Source organism: Cupriavidus sp. SW-Y-13 (assembly GCF_009793345.1).
In the GTDB taxonomy this organism is placed as follows: Bacteria; Pseudomonadota; Gammaproteobacteria; order Burkholderiales; family Burkholderiaceae; genus Cupriavidus.
The window spans coordinates 634,947-651,021 of the sequence record NZ_WHLX01000002.1; the positions used below are offsets into that span (position 1 = coordinate 634,947).

Here is a 16,075-nt window from a genome sequence, read left to right on the forward strand (position 1 = left end):
GTCTTTGTGATATACCATATACAAAAGGGCCGGTCCCGCCTCTTCGCCTGTGATTCCATTCGGTTGCCTGCCAGATTCATGAGCAGAACGCATGGGGTCATGCCAAACTGAGCGCGTTGACGTTCAGGAAGAGGCGGGTCGCCGCTGCTCGCCAGACTGGCGGGCAGGGCGCCGGCCATTGACGAGTGTATTCATGTCTGCCCAAAGCGAATCCGAAGTCCAATCGCATGGTCAACCGCCCGCCGGGCTGGCGCTGTCCTTGCAACCTATCAATGCGGGGGCAAGCCTGCGCGACCAGGCGTATGCGATGCTGCGCCAGGCGATTGCCGACGCCGATATCTATCAGTCGCGTGACGAAGTACGCCTTGACGAGCGCGTGTTGTCCGAAAGGCTAGGCGTAAGCCGCACGCCGATTCGCGAGGCCATGACGCTACTCGAGCAGGAAGGTTTCCTGCGTACGGTGCCACGACGCGGTATCTACATTACGCGCAAGACCAAGCGCGAGATCGTCGAGATGATTCAGGTCTGGGCGGCGCTCGAAAGCATGGCCGCGCGTCTGGCCACGCAGAATGCCACCGACGCGGAAATCGGCAAGCTGCGCCATATGTTCGACAGCTTCCGCGACTCCACGCCCGCCGAGCATATCGAGGAATACTCGGACGCGAATATCGTCTTTCACCAGGCGATTGTGCAGTTGTCGAAGTCGCAGGTCATCATGGACCAGATCAAGAACATCTTCGTTCATGTGCGAGCCATTCGAAAAATGACGATCTCGCAGAGCGACCGCGCCGCGCGTTCTATCGTTGATCACCTGCGGATCATCGAGGCGCTGGAAAGACGCGACACGGAGCTGGCCGAGCGGCTGGTTCGCCAGCATTCGCTGGACCTGGCAGAGTACGTGGAGAAGAACTGCGACTTCCTGGACTGACGTCGGAGTGACGTCTTGCACGCTGCCTGGCAGGTGTCAGGGATAGCTAGCCACAACCGATTTCACCGCATCATTTGAACCCCGACAGCCTTGCGGCTCGTTGGGGTTTTTTCGTTGCGCGGTCTGGGCGCAGAGCGTGTCCACGCAGCTTGCTGCGGCGCAGTATCGAAAGCTGCTGAATTCGGGTTTAAACCCCCTTGCATCTTGGTGATATACCACATACTGTATGTCAAAAGCACAAACACACATCATCAGGAGACGCAGCATGGGTGACACTCACACCGAACGGAAAGCGCTGGACGGTATTCGCATCCTGGACATGACGCACGTGCAGGCCGGGCCTTCGGCCACGCAGTTGATGGCCTGGATGGGCGCCGACGTGATCAAGGTTGAAATGCCTGGGCGCGGCGACATCACGCGTAGCCAACTCCGCGACGTGCCGAATGCCGACAGCCTGTACTTCACCATGCTGAACAGCAACAAGCGTAGCCTGACGCTCAATATGAAGACGCCGGAAGGCAAGGCGCTGCTTGAGGACCTGATCCAGCAAAGCGATGTGCTGATCGAGAATTTTGGCCCAGGTGTGCTGGCCCGCGCCGGATTCGACTGGGAGAACATCCAGACCCTGAATCCGCGCATGATCTACGCGTCGATCAAGGGTTTTGGTCCCGGGCCGTACCAGGACTGCAAGGCCTATGAAAATGTGGCGCAGTGCATGGGCGGTTCCGCGTCCACGACTGGCGAATCGCATGGTGTGCCGACGGTGACGGGTGCACAGATCGGCGATTCGGGCACGGGCGTGCACTGCGTGGTTGGCATCCTGGCCGCACTGCTGCAGCGCGAACATTCGGGTCGCGGTCAGCGCGTGGAAGTGGCCATGCAGGACGCCGTGCTGAACCTGTGCCGCGTGAAGCTGCGTGACCAGCAGCGCCTCGAGGCCGGCCCGCTGCGTGAGTACCCCAATACCGAGTTCGATGACCACGTGCCGCGCGCCGGCAATTCGTCGGGCGGTGGTCAGCCGGGCGCTGCGCTGCGCTGTGCACCCGGCGGCCCGAACGACTATGTCTACGTCATCATCCAGCCGCAGGGCTGGGAGCCGCTGATGCGCCTGTGCCGTCGCGAGGACCTGATCACCGATCCGGATTTCGCCACGCCGGAAGTGCGCCTGAAAAAGCTCGCGGCCTGTTTCGGCATCATCGAGCAATGGACCCTGGGCCGCACCAAGTTCGAAGTCATGACCGCGCTCAACGACGCAGATGTGCCGTGCGGCCCGATCCTGTCCATGAAGGATCTCATCGAAGACAAGTCGATGTACGAGCGGGGCTACCTGGTGGAACTGGATCATCCGACGCGCGGTAAATACGTGCAGTTGGGTTCGCCGATCACGTTGTCCGACTCGCCGGTGAGCGTCGAGCGCTCGCCGCTGCTGGGTGAGCACACCGAGGAGATTCTGGAATGGCTGGGACGCTCGCCGGCACAGATTGCGGCGCTACGCGTAGCGGGAGCCGTCTGACGCGAGGCGCGCGGCTCACTGGCCGTCGCCCGTCACCCGTCACCCGTCACTGGCCCCCGACTGGGGGTCCCAATCCCTGCTGAGAGCGCAGGCGCGACACGCACGCGTCTGCCTGAGGAGCTCTGCCGTGCAAACCTGGATTCGCTTCCGCCGCCCCGACGGCGACACTGCTTATGGCCGGCTCGACGATGGCGATGCCGACCGCGTCATCGAATACGATGGCCCTGGCTATGCCGATTCCCGTCCCACCGGTAGCGTCTATAGCTACGCCTCGCTGGAACTGCTCGCGCCGTGCCTGCCCGGCAAGATCGTGGCGCTATGGAACAACTTTCACGCCCTTGCTGCGCGGCTGGAGAAGTCGGTGCCCGTGCATCCGTTGTTCCTGCTGAAGCCGGCCAGCTCACTGGCTGGTCCCGGCGACGCGATCGTTCGTCCGAGCGGCTACGCCGGCAAGATCGCCTATGAAGGCGAACTCGGCATCGTCATCGGCCGTGAATGCCGCAACGTGCCATTGAACGAAGCGGCCGCGCATATCTTCGGCTACACCATCGTCAATGACGTGACGGCGGGCGAGCTGCTCAATGCCGACCCGAATTTCCCGCAGTGGACGCGCGCCAAGGGTTCCGACACCTTCGGTTGCATCGGTCCGGCCATCGTCACCGGATTCGACTGGCGCAGTGCCAGCGTGGTGACGCGCCTGGATGGGGTCGAGCGCCAGAACTACCCGTTGTCCGACATTGTGTTTTCTCCGGAAGAGCAGGTCAGCCGTCTGTCACAGGACATGACGTTGATGCCGGGCGACGTGATCGCAGTTGGCACGTCGATCGGAGTCGGGTCGATGAAGGACGGTTCGGTGGTGGAGGTATCGATTCGCGGAATTGGCTCGCTGGTCAACCACGTGCGCGGCTAACCAGGCAGAACTCAGGGGAATCGGTAATTCCCCTTAATTTGCGTCTATTTGTCACGAAATGCTGCGGTGCATCGACGAAAGTTCGTCGGAATAGTGGGAAATAACTTGCTGATCTTTGATATATCACATACGGTATTTCAGCGTTAGAGAAGTACAGCGAATCGAAAGGGAGGAGACACCGTTCCATCCGACCGCTGACACCAAAAAAGACAGTCCAATCCCGTCAAATTTGCATAGAAGGAAGCAACCATGGCAGAAGTCGGAAACGAGCTGCAGCGTCACGCTGCGGAAGAACATCAGGCACAAACCGATGGTTTTCACCTGGTCATCGACGCGCTCAAGCTGAACGGCATCGAGAATATCTACGGCCTGCCCGGCATTCCGGTCACCGATCTGGCCCGTCTGGCACAGGCCAACGGCATGCGCGTCATCAGCTTCCGTCACGAGCAGAACGCAGGCAACGCCGCAGCCATCGCTGGTTATCTCACGCAAAAACCGGGGGTTTGCCTGACGGTGTCCGCACCCGGGTTCCTTAACGGTCTGACTGCGCTGGCGAATGCCACCACCAACTGCTTCCCGATGATTCTGATCAGCGGCTCCAGCGAGCGCGAGATCGTCGATCTGCAGCAGGGTGACTACGAAGAGATGGATCAGCTGGCCATCGCCCGTCCGCACGCCAAGGCTGCCTTCCGCGTGCTGCACGCCGAAGACATCGGTGTGGGGATCGCGCGTGCCATTCGTGCTGCCGTGTCCGGCCGTCCGGGCGGTGTGTACCTGGACCTGCCGGCCAAGCTGCTGGGCCAGTCGATGGAAGCAGAGAAGGGTCGCAAGTCCCTGATCAAGGTGGTGGACCCCGCTCCGCGCCAACTCCCGGCACCGGATTCGATCGATCGCGCCGTGGAACTGCTGAAGGGCGCCAAGCGTCCGCTGATCCTGCTGGGCAAGGGTGCCGCCTACGCCCGTGCCGACGAGGATATCCGCGCGCTGGTGGAGAAGACCGGCATTCCGTATCTGCCGATGTCCATGGCCAAGGGCCTGCTGCCCGATACGCATCCGCAATCGGCATCGGCCGCGCGCTCTTACGTACTGGCCGAAGCGGACGTGGTGCTGCTGGTGGGCGCCCGCTTGAACTGGCTGCTGTCGCACGGCAAGGGCAAGACCTGGGGCAAGCCCAAGCAATTCATCCAGGTAGATATCTCGCCGACCGAGATGGACAGCAACGTGGCCATCGCCGCGCCGGTAGTGGGTGATATCGGATCGTGCGTATCGGCACTGCTCGACAAGATTGGCAACAACTTTGCCAAGCCGGGCGCGGAGTGGATCAACGCCGTGGACGAGCGCAAGGACAAGAACCTGGCGAAGATGGCCGAGACGCTGGCCAAGGACACGTCGCCGATGAACTTCCACAGCGCGCTGCGCGTGCTGAAGGATGTCGTCAAGGCCAACCCGAGCATCCCGTTTGTCAACGAAGGCGCCAACACGCTGGACTATGCCCGCGCCGTCATCGACATGTACGAGCCGCGCAAGCGCCTGGACGTAGGTACGTGGGGCGTGATGGGTGTAGGCATGGGCTATGCGGTGGCTGCGGCGGTGGAAACCGGCAAGCCGGTGCTGGCGGTGTGCGGTGACAGTGCATTCGGCTTCTCGGGCATGGAAGTGGAGACAATCTGCCGCTACAACCTGCCGATCTGCGTCGTGGTGTTCAACAACAACGGCGTCTACAAAGGTATCGACAAGAACCCGACGGGCGGTTCGGACCCGGCCGTCACGATGTTCGTGCCGGGCGCCCGCTACGACAAGATGATGGAAGCGTTCGGTGGTGTCGGTCACAACGTCACCACGCCGCAGGAACTGGAAGCGGCAGTCAATGAAGCATTGCGCTCGGGTAAGCCCACGCTGGTCAACGCCGTCATCGATCCGGCTGCCGGCACGGAAAGCGGTCGCCTGACCAACCTGAATCCGCAAAGCTCGGCCAGCAAGTAATTCACTTGAATCCACTCGAATTTCACCCCCATTCCTCAATCCAATAGGAGAGCGAACGTGAACCTTCCACTGCACGGCATCAAGATCATCGACTTCACGCACGTCCAGGCCGGCCCCGCCTGCACCCAGCTTCTCGCGTGGTTTGGCGCAGACGTGATCAAGGTGGAGCGCCCCGGCTCCGGCGACGTCACCCGTACGCAGCTCCGCGACGTTCCTGACGCGGACGCGCTGTACTTCACGATGCTCAACAGCAACAAGCGCTCGTTGACGCTGGACACCAAGAAGCCCGAAGGCAAGAAGATTCTCGAACAACTGATTCGCGAATCTGACGTGCTGGTGGAAAACTTCGGTCCGGGCGCACTGGATCGCATGGGCTTCTCGTGGGACCGCATCAAGGAACTCAATCCGCTGATGATCGTGGCATCGGTCAAGGGCTTCAGCGACGGCCACCACTATGAAGACCTGAAGGTCTACGAAAACGTGGCGCAATGCGCGGGCGGCGCTGCATCGACCACCGGTTTCTGGGACGGTCCGCCCACGGTGTCGGCAGCTGCCCTGGGTGATTCGAACACCGGCATGCACCTGGCCATCGGTATCCTGACCGCAATCATCGGCCGCCAGCAGACCGGCAAGGGCCAGAAGGTGGCCGTGTCGATGCAGGATGCCGTGCTGAACCTGTGCCGCGTGAAGCTGCGCGACCAGCAGCGCCTGGATGCCCTGGGCTACCTGGAAGAGTATCCGCAGTACCCGCACGGTACGTTCAGCGACGTGGTGCCCCGCGGCGGCAACGCCGGCGGTGGCGGCCAGCCGGGTTGGGTGCTGAAGTGCAAGGGCTGGGAGACCGATCCCAACGCTTACATCTACTTCACCATCCAGGGCCACGCCTGGGAGCCGATCTGCAAGGCGCTGGGCAAGGAAGAGTGGATTACCGACCCGAACTACAGCACGGCGAAGGCGCGTCAGCCGCACATCTTCGACATCTTCAATACCATCGAAGCCTGGCTGGCCGACAAGACCAAGTACGAAGCGGTGGATATCCTGCGCAAGTACGATATTCCTTGCTCGCCGGTGCTGTCGATGAAGGAAATTGCCGCAGATGAATCGCTGCGCAAGAGCGGCTCGATCGTGGAAGTTCCGCACAAGGTTCGTGGCACGTACCTGACCGTGGGCAGCCCGATCAAGTTCTCGGACCTGAAGCCGGAAATCACGGGTTCGCCGCTGCTGGGCGAGCACAGCGACGAAGTGCTGGCCGGCCTTGGCTACAGCGCCGAGGAAATCGTCAGCCTGCGCGAGTCGCAGGTAATCTGAGCGCGGTGTGCCGGGGAACGCGCGGACGAAACCTTCCGCGCATTCCCCGGCGGCTCGGGCAAGTGCCAGAATGACAGCCTGGAACCCGGGGCGACGATCCACGCCCCTTCCCATTCCTCAGGAATGACCATGCAGACTGCAATCGACTACGAACAATTGGTGTCCGCCATCGGCGACGCCATCATCATCTCCGGCGCCGATGGCGCCATCACGTTGTGGAACCCCGCGGCAGAATACATGTTCGGTTTCACCCAGGAGGAAGCCCTGGGCAAGTCGCTGGACCTGATCATTCCCGAGCGCCTGCGTGCGCGCCACTGGGAGGGGTACGACAAGACCATGGCAACGGGCCAGACCCGCTACGGCCATGACTTGCTGAAAGTCCCGGCGATCAACAAGAAAGGCGAGGCGATGTCGATCGCCTTTACCGTGGCGTTGCTGCACGGAGAGGGCGGGGAGGTTACGGGCATCGTGGCGGTGATCCGCGACGAGACCGCGCGCTTTCAGGAAGAACGGGCGCTGCGCAAGCGCATCACGGAACTGGAAGCCAAGGCGGGCGCCGCAGCCTGAACTTCTTCTCTCTTTTTCGGGGGCGCGCGGATGCCTGCGCGCCCCCGATGCCTATTTCATCGCGGCTGCCATGGTTGCTCCCAGAACCGCTGGCGAAGCGGGCACATGGAGTCCGGCTTGCCGCATGGCGTCGATCTTGGCTTCCGCCGTCCCTGTACCCCTCAAGACAACGGCCCCTGCATGACCCATGCTGCGTCCCGCTGGCGCAGTGTTGCCGGCGATGTAGCCCACCACGGGTTTGCGACACCGGGCTTCGCGCAGGAAGCGTGCGGCGTCTTCTTCCGCAGACCCATCGATCTCGCCCAGCATGAGGATGCCTTCGGTCTGGTCGTCGGCCAGGAACATCTCCAGGCAGTCGATAAAGCTGGTGCCGTTGACCGGATCGCTGCCAATGTCGATGCAGGTCGACTGACCCAGCCCGGCAGCCGTGGTTTGCGCTACGGCCTCGTACATCAACGTACCCGAACGTGACACTACGCCGATCTTGCCCGACGCGTGGATGTGCCCGGGCATGACGCCGATCTTGCATTGGCCGGGCGTGATCACGCCCGTGCAGCCCGGGCCGATCAGGCGGCTGCCGGAACCTGACAGCGCACGCTTGACGCGCACCATGTCCATCACGGGGACGCCTTCGGTCATGCAGACGATCAGGGCAATGCCCGCATCGACCGCTTCCAGGATGGCATCGGCGGCGAACGGTGGTGGTACGTGGATGACCGATGCATCCGCGCCGGTGGCGTCGGCCGCTGCCGCCACGGAGTCGAAAACCGGCAGGCCGAGGTGCGTCGCTCCGCCTCTGCCGGGCGCAACGCCGCCGACCATCTTCGTGCCGTAGGCCAGGGCCTGTTCCGCATGGAACGTGCCTTGCGCGCTGGTAAAGCCCTGGCAGATCACGCGCGTGTTCTGGTTGATCAGGACACCCATTTCACCTGCCTCCTTTTGTCTGCGTGGCGCGCACGGCGGTCACAATCTTTTCGGCCGCATCGGCAAGATCCCCGGCAGACACGATCGGCAGACCTGAATTGCGCAGGATATGCCTGCCCTGATCGACGTTGGTGCCAGCCAGCCGCACTACCAGCGGCACGGTCAGGTCCACTTCGCGCGCGGCCGCGATGACGCCTTCGGCAATGTCGTTGCAGCGCACGACCCCGCCGAAGATATTCACCAGAACGCCTTTGACTTTCGGATCGGCCAGGATCAGGCGGAAGGCTGTCGTGATGCGCTCCGTGGTGGTACTGGCGCCTATATCCAGCAAGTTGGCTGGCTCGGCGCCATGGAGCCTGACGATGTCCATGGTGGCCATCCCGAGTCCCGCGCCATTGGCCATGCAGCCGATAGTGCCGTCCAACTGGACATAGTTCAGCGCGTGCCTGGCGGCCTCGGTCTCGGCCGGGTCCTCCTCGCCCTCGTCGCGCATTGCCTCGATCTCGGGATGGCGGAAGAGGGCGTTGTCGTCGAAGCGGAACCTGGCGTCGAGCGCCATGACCTCGCCGTTGCCCGTGACCGCAAGCGGATGGATCTCCAGGAGCGACGCATCGAGTTCCGTGAAGGCGCGATAGGCCGAGAGAATGAGTGGCGTGGCGGCATCCGCCAGCTTGCCTGACAGCCCGAGTCCGAACGCCAGCCGGCGTGCATGAAACGGTTGGATACCGCAAGCCGGGTCGATCGCCACCTTCAGGATCTTCTCTGGTGTGTGTGCGGCAACCTCGTCGATGTCGGTGCCGCCTTCGGTCGACACCATGATCGTGACGCGCGCCGTGGCGGGGTCGATCAGGATGGCAAGGTAAAGCTCGCGCGAGATAACGCAGTCTTTCTCGATATAAAGACGCCGCACGACCCGGCCGGCCGGGCCGGTGTGCCTGGTGATCAAGGTCCTGCCCAGCATCTGCGCAGCGTTGGCTTGCACCTCGTCAATGGACATCGCGACACGCACGCCACCCTTTTCCGAATGATTGCCCGCGAAACTGCCGGCGCCGTGGCCGCCCCCGTGTATCTGCGACTTCACCACCCAGGCAGAGCCCCCAAGCTTGCGGGCGGCATGGGCGGCGTCGTCCGGCGTAAAGGCCACGCAGCCGGGTGGCACGGGCACGTCATAGCGCCTGAGCAATTCCTTGGCCTGATGTTCGTGGATGTCCACGTGTCTCCTCTCGCTGTTATATGCCGGATGCCGGTCTTGGAAGCGTCGATTTCCTTACAAAAATACGGTATGTAATATATCAAGGAGGGGAGCGTAAGGAAATCCGCGAAAACGAGTAGGTAGGAAGCCCTTCTCCTGCCTCGATAGCGGTCGGGACCTTGGCCGGGATCTATAAGGGAAGCGATCTGAACTTGTCGTCGCCGGCCAGGAAAATAAAAAGCGCGCCATTGGCGCGCCTTTGACTTCAAGACTGAAGAACTCAGCGATTCAATTCGTCCCTGCTCCCGCCACGGCGCGCAGGTACTCGTTCTTCTTGTCGAAGATGAGTTGGCTGAGGAACGGCGCATCGTACGCGGTGAGCAGGTGCGCATGGTACTGCTCGATGTAGCGCGCCACGCGGGCTTTTTCGCACTCGATGCCGCACAGCCATTCGAACATGGGTGCGTCCCAGCGGAACGTCAGTTCCAGTTCGTCGAATGCGGCGTTGTAGGCGGCCAGCTGGACGTCGCGGTCATGATGGCGCGTGTCGTTACCGGCTGACGTTGAAAGGGAGGAGGCGGATTCGCCGGTATGAAGTTGTTGCATGTTCGTCTCCTGAAAGTGCACTGCGGTGAATCTTGGTATGTGTGCAGCTTAGGCAGGACGAACGATTTACGATAATTAAAGTTACATCGAAAAACCATAAGTAAATGCTTATACATTGACGCGATGTCGTTGCGCGGGCCGGATCAACCCCTCGACACCGGTGATCTGCTGGATCAGCGTATGACCTTCCTCCATCAGAAAATGCTTGAATGCCAGCGCTACCGGCGGGAGACGCTTGTTTTTCCGGTGCACGACATACCAGTTCAGCATCACCGGGAAGCCCTGGATATCGAGCACGGCCAGTTTGCCGGTCTGCAGTTCCAGTCCGACGGTATGCGCCGAGAGAAAAGCGATCCCCATGTTGGCGATCACCGCCTGTTTGATGGTCTCGGTGCTCTTGATCTCCATGGCGATGCGCAGGTTGGACAGCCTTCCCGCAAAACCTTCCTGCATCGAGTTCCAGGTGTCAGATCCTTTTTCGCGTGAAACAAACGCCTCCTCCGCCAAGCCGGCCAGAGGTATGTTGCGTTGCCCAACAAGTGGATGATTCGGCGCGGCCACAATCACGTAGGGATGAGGAGCGAATGATTCCGCAATGGTGTCAATACCTTCTGGTGGGCGCACCATGACAGCCAGGTCCGTCAGGTTTCCGCCCAGTTGATGCAGCAATTCCTCGCGATTGTGCACTGCGAGATTCAGTGTCACGCCATCATGCCGATTCATGAATTCGGCAAGCAGGCGAGGAAAGAAATAATCGCCGGCGCTGATCACGGCGACGTTCAGACGGCCTCCGGAAATACCCTTGAGTTGCGCCATGGCATCCTCCGCCTCCCGGAATTGCTGGATGATGCTGCGGCTGTAGTGGAGCATCTCCGTGCCTGCCGGAGTGAGGTAAATCCGCTTGCCGAGCTGCTCGAACAAGGGCAGGCCCACATGGTGCTCCAGCTGCCGAACCTGCGTGGACACGGCAGGCTGCGTGAGATGCAGCTCCTCTGCGGCCCGCGAAAAGCTCAGGTGACGGGCTACCGTCTCGAACACTTTCAATTGCCGCAGCGTTGCATTTTTCATTGCACTGGATTCCTGCAATCTATAAAGGATCGTCAATGATCATAATAAAAAACTTTATGACGTGCTGATCTAAGTTTGAAGTAGCATCAATGCACGAATTCGTGCCGCAATGTCAGGCGCGCTCATTCAGTAGTGAAAAAAACGGGCGGTTCCCCAAACAGGCCAGCCCAGCACTCGCGCCGCAGAGCGCGAAGACACTAATGCAAGGAGACACGACATGGCGCACTTCGATGCGGCAGACGCCGTCACGGCTAATCAAGACGGCGGCCGCTCAGGCGGCCTGCTGGGCAATCGCTGGTTCCAGCTTTTCATCGGCATCCTCTGCATGGGGCTTGTGGCGAACCTCCAGTACGGCTGGACACTGTTCGTCAATCCCATGAACGCCAAGCACCATTGGGGCGACTCTGCGATCCAGGTCGCCTTTTCCATTTTTATCGTGACCGAAACCTGGCTCGTGCCGCTGGAAGGCTGGCTCGTAGACCAGTTCGGACCCCGGCCGGTAGTGGCCGGCGGCGCCATCTGCGCAGGTCTTGCCTGGGTGCTCAATTCCTATGCCACGTCGCTGCCGATGCTGTATGCCGGCGCCGTGCTCGCCGGGATCGGCGCAGGCGGTGTCTATGGCACGTGCGTGGGCAACGCGCTGAAGTGGTTCCCGGACAAGCGCGGGCTGGCAGCCGGGCTCACCGCTGCAGGGTTTGGCGCCGGCGCAGCCCTCACGGTGATTCCCATTGCAAATATGATCGAGAAGTCCGGATACGAGCATGCGTTCCGCACGTTCGGCATCATCCAGGGCGTGCTGATCTTTGCGATGGCGTTGTTACTGGTCAAGCCACGCCCGCCCAAGGGGCTGAAGGCCAACAAGGCCATCCTGACCAATCCCGTGGAGTTCACGCCGGGCCAGATGGTGCGTACACCGGTGTTCTGGGTGATCTATGCATCGTTCGTGGCCGTGGCAGCCGGCGGCATCATGGCCACCGCGCAACTTGGACCGATTGCCCGGGATTTCGGCTTCGCGACGATGCCCATCACGATGCTGGGCATGACGTTGCCGCTGCTGACGATGACACTGTCCATCGACAACCTTTGCAATGGATTGACGCGGCCGTTGTGCGGCCTCATCTCGGATCGCATCGGTCGTGAGAATACGATGTTCGTGATTTTCATTGGCGAGGGCCTGTCGCTGATCGGCCTGCTGGAGATGGGACATAACCCGTACTGGTTCATGTTCTTCGCCGCGCTGGTGTTTCTGTTCTGGGGCGAGATCTTCTCGATCTTCCCGGCGTTGTGTGCAGATACGTTCGGCAGCCGCTTCGCCGCGTCCAATGCCGGCACGCTTTACACGGCCAAGGGGACAGCCGCGATACTGGTGCCGCTGGCATCGGTGCTGTCGCATACGGGCGGATGGAACCTCGTCTTCGCCGTAGCAGCCGCGATGACTGTGGCTGCGGGGCTATCGGCGAAATTCGTATTGCAGCCCATGCGCCAGCGCTTCATCACGGGACATGCCGCTGCGAAACCTGTCAGCGATGCGGGCGGGTACGCAACGGGCTGGTCGGCAGGCAAGGGCGACTAAGCAGGTATTACCCACCTACAACTTTGTAGCCGTACCACTGCACTATCACGGCGACAGCCAGCAAGGAGCGGCACCATGAATGTTTCGCTTCCGCAGTTGAAGGCATTTGCCGCTGTGGCGCGCCAGAAGAGTTTCACGCGCGCCGCGGCGGAGTTGGGGCTGACGCAATCGGCCATCAGCCGTAGCGTGCGCGAACTCGAAGAAGAAATCGACCAGCGCTTGTTCGATCGCACGACTCGCCAGGTGGAGCTGACCGATGCCGGCGAGACGCTCTCCCAGCGGATTTGCCACCTGATAGAAGAGGTGGAGCAAACCCTGCGGGAGAGTCATGGAACGGGAAAGCCGAGCCAGGGCACCGTGCAGATTGCGACCGATCCGGTGACGTCCTCGATGTCGGTGCCAATGTGGGTGGCGGGTTGCCGGCAGGCCTGGCCCGGCATCGGCATTACGCTGCGCGACAAATCGCATGACTCGGTCCTGCAGAGCGTGCGTAGCGGCGAGGTGGATTTCGGTATCGCCAGCAACCCGGCGCCGTGCGATGACCTGTACTGCGAACCGCTGTGCATCGATTCACTGCAGGCGGTATTGCCCGCGGATCATCCGCTGGCAGCGGGGGAGTCCGTGGGCTGGGGCGAACTGGCCGACGCCTCGGTGCTGACCCTCGATCAGAATTCGGGCGTACAGCCGGCGGTGGACCGCGCGTTGTCCACCTATCACGTCAGGCCAGGCTCGCTGCAATTGCTCGGACACTTCGCCGCTATTTTCGGGATGGTTGCGATGGGACTCGGCATTGGCGTCGTGCCGTCGCGTGCCCAGGCCAGCGGTATGGCGCCCGCCGCCGTGCTTCGCCCTTTGCGTCCGCAGGTGACGTCCAACGTCATGCTCGTGCGGCGCAAGTCCCGATCGCTAAAACCTAACGCTGCCGCCATCTGGGACAACCTTCGTGCACAGGAATACGACACCGGGCTGTTGAAGAAAGTAGGGTGAGATCGTGAAACGGATTCATGTGATGCGCCGCCGCATTATTTTTAGTGCCTTAATAGGCTGAATTCATCACGAAAGCGACTGATAAAGCGGATTTTATTCATATTGTTGTGATGACCAACGCACCTCTCGGGGTGCGTTGTCTTTTTTAGGCGCAGACCTCTACTGATATACCACATACCAAATATTTACAGACCTCGCAGTGCAGCATATAATGAATCCACCTTGATCTTCATCACTTAGGAGTTTTCATGAACGCTACGCTGCTTACTATCTTGGCCCTTGGTGTGGTTTCCCTTGGCGTTACCGTCACGTATGTCCTCGCCACGCTCGTGCCGATGGGCCTGCTGACCACTGCTCAGGAGCACGGTCGCTTCGCTGGCCTGGGTTCCGAAGAGAGCGATACCGGTATCGGCAGCTCGGTTTCGGACACCGTCCTGCAACCGCGTTTCCTGCACGCCTGATCGCTCGGTTTCATCGCTGTACCAAGTATCAAGTTCGGGTCCACTGTAGCGGCCGGCAACACCTGAACTGTAGTGGTTTGTCAGTTTTCCTCGCGGCCGTTTCTTCAGCTTCTTATGCCCCTGCGCCTGCGGATCTCAGGTCCCGACGCAGCGCGGTATATCGCTCCACTCGTTCGTTTCCCTGCTTTTTTTGTTCTCGCATTGCTCGGGACTTACCCTATCGCGGGTATTCCGTAACATGCGCCGCACCAATTTCCACTCCAGCTTCGGCATGATGCATTCATGCGAAAAAGATCCCTAAGTAATTGATCTGAAAGGGGAGCGATACAAGCCGCCCAAGGAATTTGATGCACCCGACGCACCAGTCTGCGTTGCGATGATCATGCGTGCTTTCGAATGTCCGCTGTACCAGTCAGGCACACGTTCCAAGGCCCTTGAACTTCGGTGATATACCACATACTGTATAGCACTAGAACGGCTCAGCTGTTCGAGGCAGCAGGACAGAAGGGCAGTCCAAAAACAAAAGCAAAGCAGTAAAAGCAGGATTAAAAGAAACACCAGAAGACATATCAAAACACCACCGGTATCCAACGTAGATGCCATTCCGCAACGGCGGGACACACCGCCAGAAGGAGACACCACCATGGAAAGTCAGCAACGCGCAGGCGCGCAAGCGTCCTGGTATGGTTCGCCGTGGATGCAGCTTGTATTCGGCGTGATCTGTATGGCGATGATCGCCAACATGCAGTATGGCTGGACGTTGTTCGTCAACCCCATTGACGAGAAACACCAATGGGGCCGCACTGCCATTCAGGTGGCATTCACCATCTTTGTGGTGACCGAAACCTGGCTGGTCCCTATCGAAGGTTATCTGGTCGACAAGTACGGTCCGCGCCCGGTTGTGGTGGGCGGGGGGTTGCTATGTGCGATCGCATGGGTCCTCAATTCGGTAGCTGGATCTCTGCCGATGCTCTACGTTGCCGCTGCAATTGGTGGCGTGGGTGCCGGCGCCGTATATGGCACCTGCGTGGGCAATGCGCTGAAGTGGTTCCCCAATCGTCGTGGCTTGGCGGCGGGTATTACAGCGGCCGGGTTTGGAGCGGGTTCTGCGGCTACCGTGGTGCCGATCGCCAACATGATCAAGACCAGTGGCTATGAGGCAACGTTCCTGTACTTCGGTCTGGGGCAGGGCATCATCGTGGTGCTGCTTGGCCTGGCGCTGCTGCCGCCGCCCGCGAAGCTGATGGCGGACGTCAAGGCGACGCTGAAGTCGGCTGCGACGTATAACGCGTCGCCCCGGCAGGTTCTGTCCTCGCCCATCTTCTGGGTCATGTATGCGATGTTCGTCATGATGGCCGCAGGCGGTCTGATGGCGACGGCGCAACTCGGTCCGATCGCCAAGGACTTTGGCCTGCACGATTCGCCGGTGTCGATCCTCGGCCTGACTCTGCCGGCGCTGACCTTCGCCCTGACCATCGACCGTGTGCTCAATGGGGTCACGCGCCCCTTCTTCGGCTGGATCTCCGACCACATCGGACGTGAAAACACGATGTTCATCGCGTTCGCCGTGGAAGCTGTCGGTATCCTGCTACTGTCGAAGTACGGTCATGATCCGGTGGCGTTCGTGGTGCTGACTGGCATCGTGTTCTTTGCCTGGGGCGAGATCTACAGCCTTTTCCCTGCCACCTGCGGCGATACCTTCGGCCCGAAGTTTGCTGCCACCAATGCTGGCATGCTCTACACCGCCAAGGGAACGGCAGCCTTGCTGGTGCCTTTCTCCAGCGTCATCACGGCCGCCACGGGCGACTGGCACGCCGTGTTCATGCTGGCTTCGGGCATGGCTGCGCTCTCGGCGCTCCTGGCGGTGTTTGTCCTCAAGCCGATGCGCGAAGCGCATGCACGAAAAACCGTGCAAGACAGCGCGCCGATTGGCATGCCGCGCGATGCGTGAGAATCTGACGTGAACAAATAGTAGTCGCCTCGCGAGAGGCGTTTGTCCCAGGCCCGCCGCGTGCGGGCTTTTTTGCGCTTGTACCGAGGCACGCACCCGACTGG

The 16,075-nt window shown here is 60.9% G+C and carries 14 protein-coding genes; 10 read left to right on the forward strand and 4 right to left on the reverse strand.

Annotated features, from left to right (window positions below; genetic code table 11):
- Positions 1-193: 193 nt before the first annotated feature.
- From GA566_RS18635 to GA566_RS18660, 6 genes are all read left to right on the forward strand, one after another.
- A complete protein-coding gene (locus GA566_RS18635) occupies positions 194-928 on the forward strand; it encodes a GntR family transcriptional regulator (RefSeq protein ID WP_137923442.1) in 735 nt (244 codons plus the stop codon).
- Positions 929-1,193: 265 nt separating this feature from the next.
- Positions 1,194-2,441, forward strand: a complete 1,248-nt coding sequence (gene frc / locus GA566_RS18640; protein WP_160473646.1) for a formyl-CoA transferase — start codon at positions 1,194-1,196, stop codon at positions 2,439-2,441.
- A gap of 127 nt (positions 2,442-2,568) precedes the next feature.
- Positions 2,569-3,351 (forward strand): fumarylacetoacetate hydrolase family protein, encoded by a 783-nt coding sequence (locus GA566_RS18645; protein WP_137923440.1) that lies wholly within the window; start codon positions 2,569-2,571, stop codon positions 3,349-3,351.
- A 249-nt stretch (positions 3,352-3,600) separates the two neighbouring features.
- Positions 3,601-5,334, forward strand: a complete 1,734-nt coding sequence (gene oxc / locus GA566_RS18650) for an oxalyl-CoA decarboxylase (protein ID WP_137923439.1) — start codon at positions 3,601-3,603, stop codon at positions 5,332-5,334.
- A 57-nt stretch (positions 5,335-5,391) separates the two neighbouring features.
- The gene (frc, locus tag GA566_RS18655) at positions 5,392-6,642 is read left to right on the forward strand and encodes a formyl-CoA transferase (protein ID WP_137923438.1); all 1,251 of its coding nucleotides are present in this window, start codon (positions 5,392-5,394) and stop codon (positions 6,640-6,642) included.
- Between the two features lie 129 nt (positions 6,643-6,771).
- Entirely contained in the window at positions 6,772-7,209 is a 438-nt protein-coding gene (locus GA566_RS18660) for a PAS domain-containing protein (RefSeq protein ID WP_160473647.1), read from the forward strand.
- A 51-nt stretch (positions 7,210-7,260) separates the two neighbouring features.
- Here GA566_RS18660 and sucD read toward each other — a convergent pair whose 3' ends face one another.
- From sucD to GA566_RS18680, 4 genes are all read right to left on the reverse strand, one after another.
- Complete coding sequence (gene sucD / locus GA566_RS18665) at positions 7,261-8,133, reverse strand: succinate--CoA ligase subunit alpha (protein WP_137923436.1); 873 nt, start codon at positions 8,131-8,133, stop codon at positions 7,261-7,263.
- 1 nt (position 8,134) lies between these two features.
- A complete protein-coding gene (sucC, locus tag GA566_RS18670; RefSeq protein ID WP_160473648.1) occupies positions 8,135-9,346 on the reverse strand; it encodes an ADP-forming succinate--CoA ligase subunit beta in 1,212 nt (403 codons plus the stop codon).
- A gap of 267 nt (positions 9,347-9,613) precedes the next feature.
- Positions 9,614-9,931: a LysR family transcriptional regulator gene (locus GA566_RS18675; protein ID WP_137923434.1), complete on the reverse strand. Its 318-nt coding sequence runs from the start codon at positions 9,929-9,931 to the stop codon at positions 9,614-9,616.
- A gap of 108 nt (positions 9,932-10,039) precedes the next feature.
- Positions 10,040-10,999, reverse strand: coding sequence for a LysR family transcriptional regulator (locus tag GA566_RS18680; protein WP_160473649.1), 960 nt, complete (start codon positions 10,997-10,999; stop codon positions 10,040-10,042).
- Between the two features lie 217 nt (positions 11,000-11,216).
- Between GA566_RS18680 and oxlT (GA566_RS18685) the strand changes: the two genes are divergently transcribed.
- The 4 genes from oxlT (GA566_RS18685) to oxlT (GA566_RS18700) all read left to right on the forward strand — a co-directional run bounded on the left by oxlT (GA566_RS18685) (position 11,217) and on the right by oxlT (GA566_RS18700) (position 15,971).
- A complete protein-coding gene (gene oxlT, locus GA566_RS18685; RefSeq protein WP_137923432.1) occupies positions 11,217-12,572 on the forward strand; it encodes an oxalate/formate MFS antiporter in 1,356 nt (451 codons plus the stop codon).
- 75 nt (positions 12,573-12,647) lie between these two features.
- Positions 12,648-13,559 (forward strand): LysR family transcriptional regulator, encoded by a 912-nt coding sequence (locus tag GA566_RS18690; RefSeq protein ID WP_137923431.1) that lies wholly within the window; start codon positions 12,648-12,650, stop codon positions 13,557-13,559.
- A gap of 248 nt (positions 13,560-13,807) precedes the next feature.
- The gene (locus GA566_RS18695; RefSeq protein ID WP_137923430.1) at positions 13,808-14,020 is read left to right on the forward strand and encodes a hypothetical protein; all 213 of its coding nucleotides are present in this window, start codon (positions 13,808-13,810) and stop codon (positions 14,018-14,020) included.
- A gap of 643 nt (positions 14,021-14,663) precedes the next feature.
- A complete protein-coding gene (gene oxlT, locus GA566_RS18700) occupies positions 14,664-15,971 on the forward strand; it encodes an oxalate/formate MFS antiporter (RefSeq protein ID WP_137923429.1) in 1,308 nt (435 codons plus the stop codon).
- The last annotated feature ends 104 nt before the right edge of the window (positions 15,972-16,075 follow it).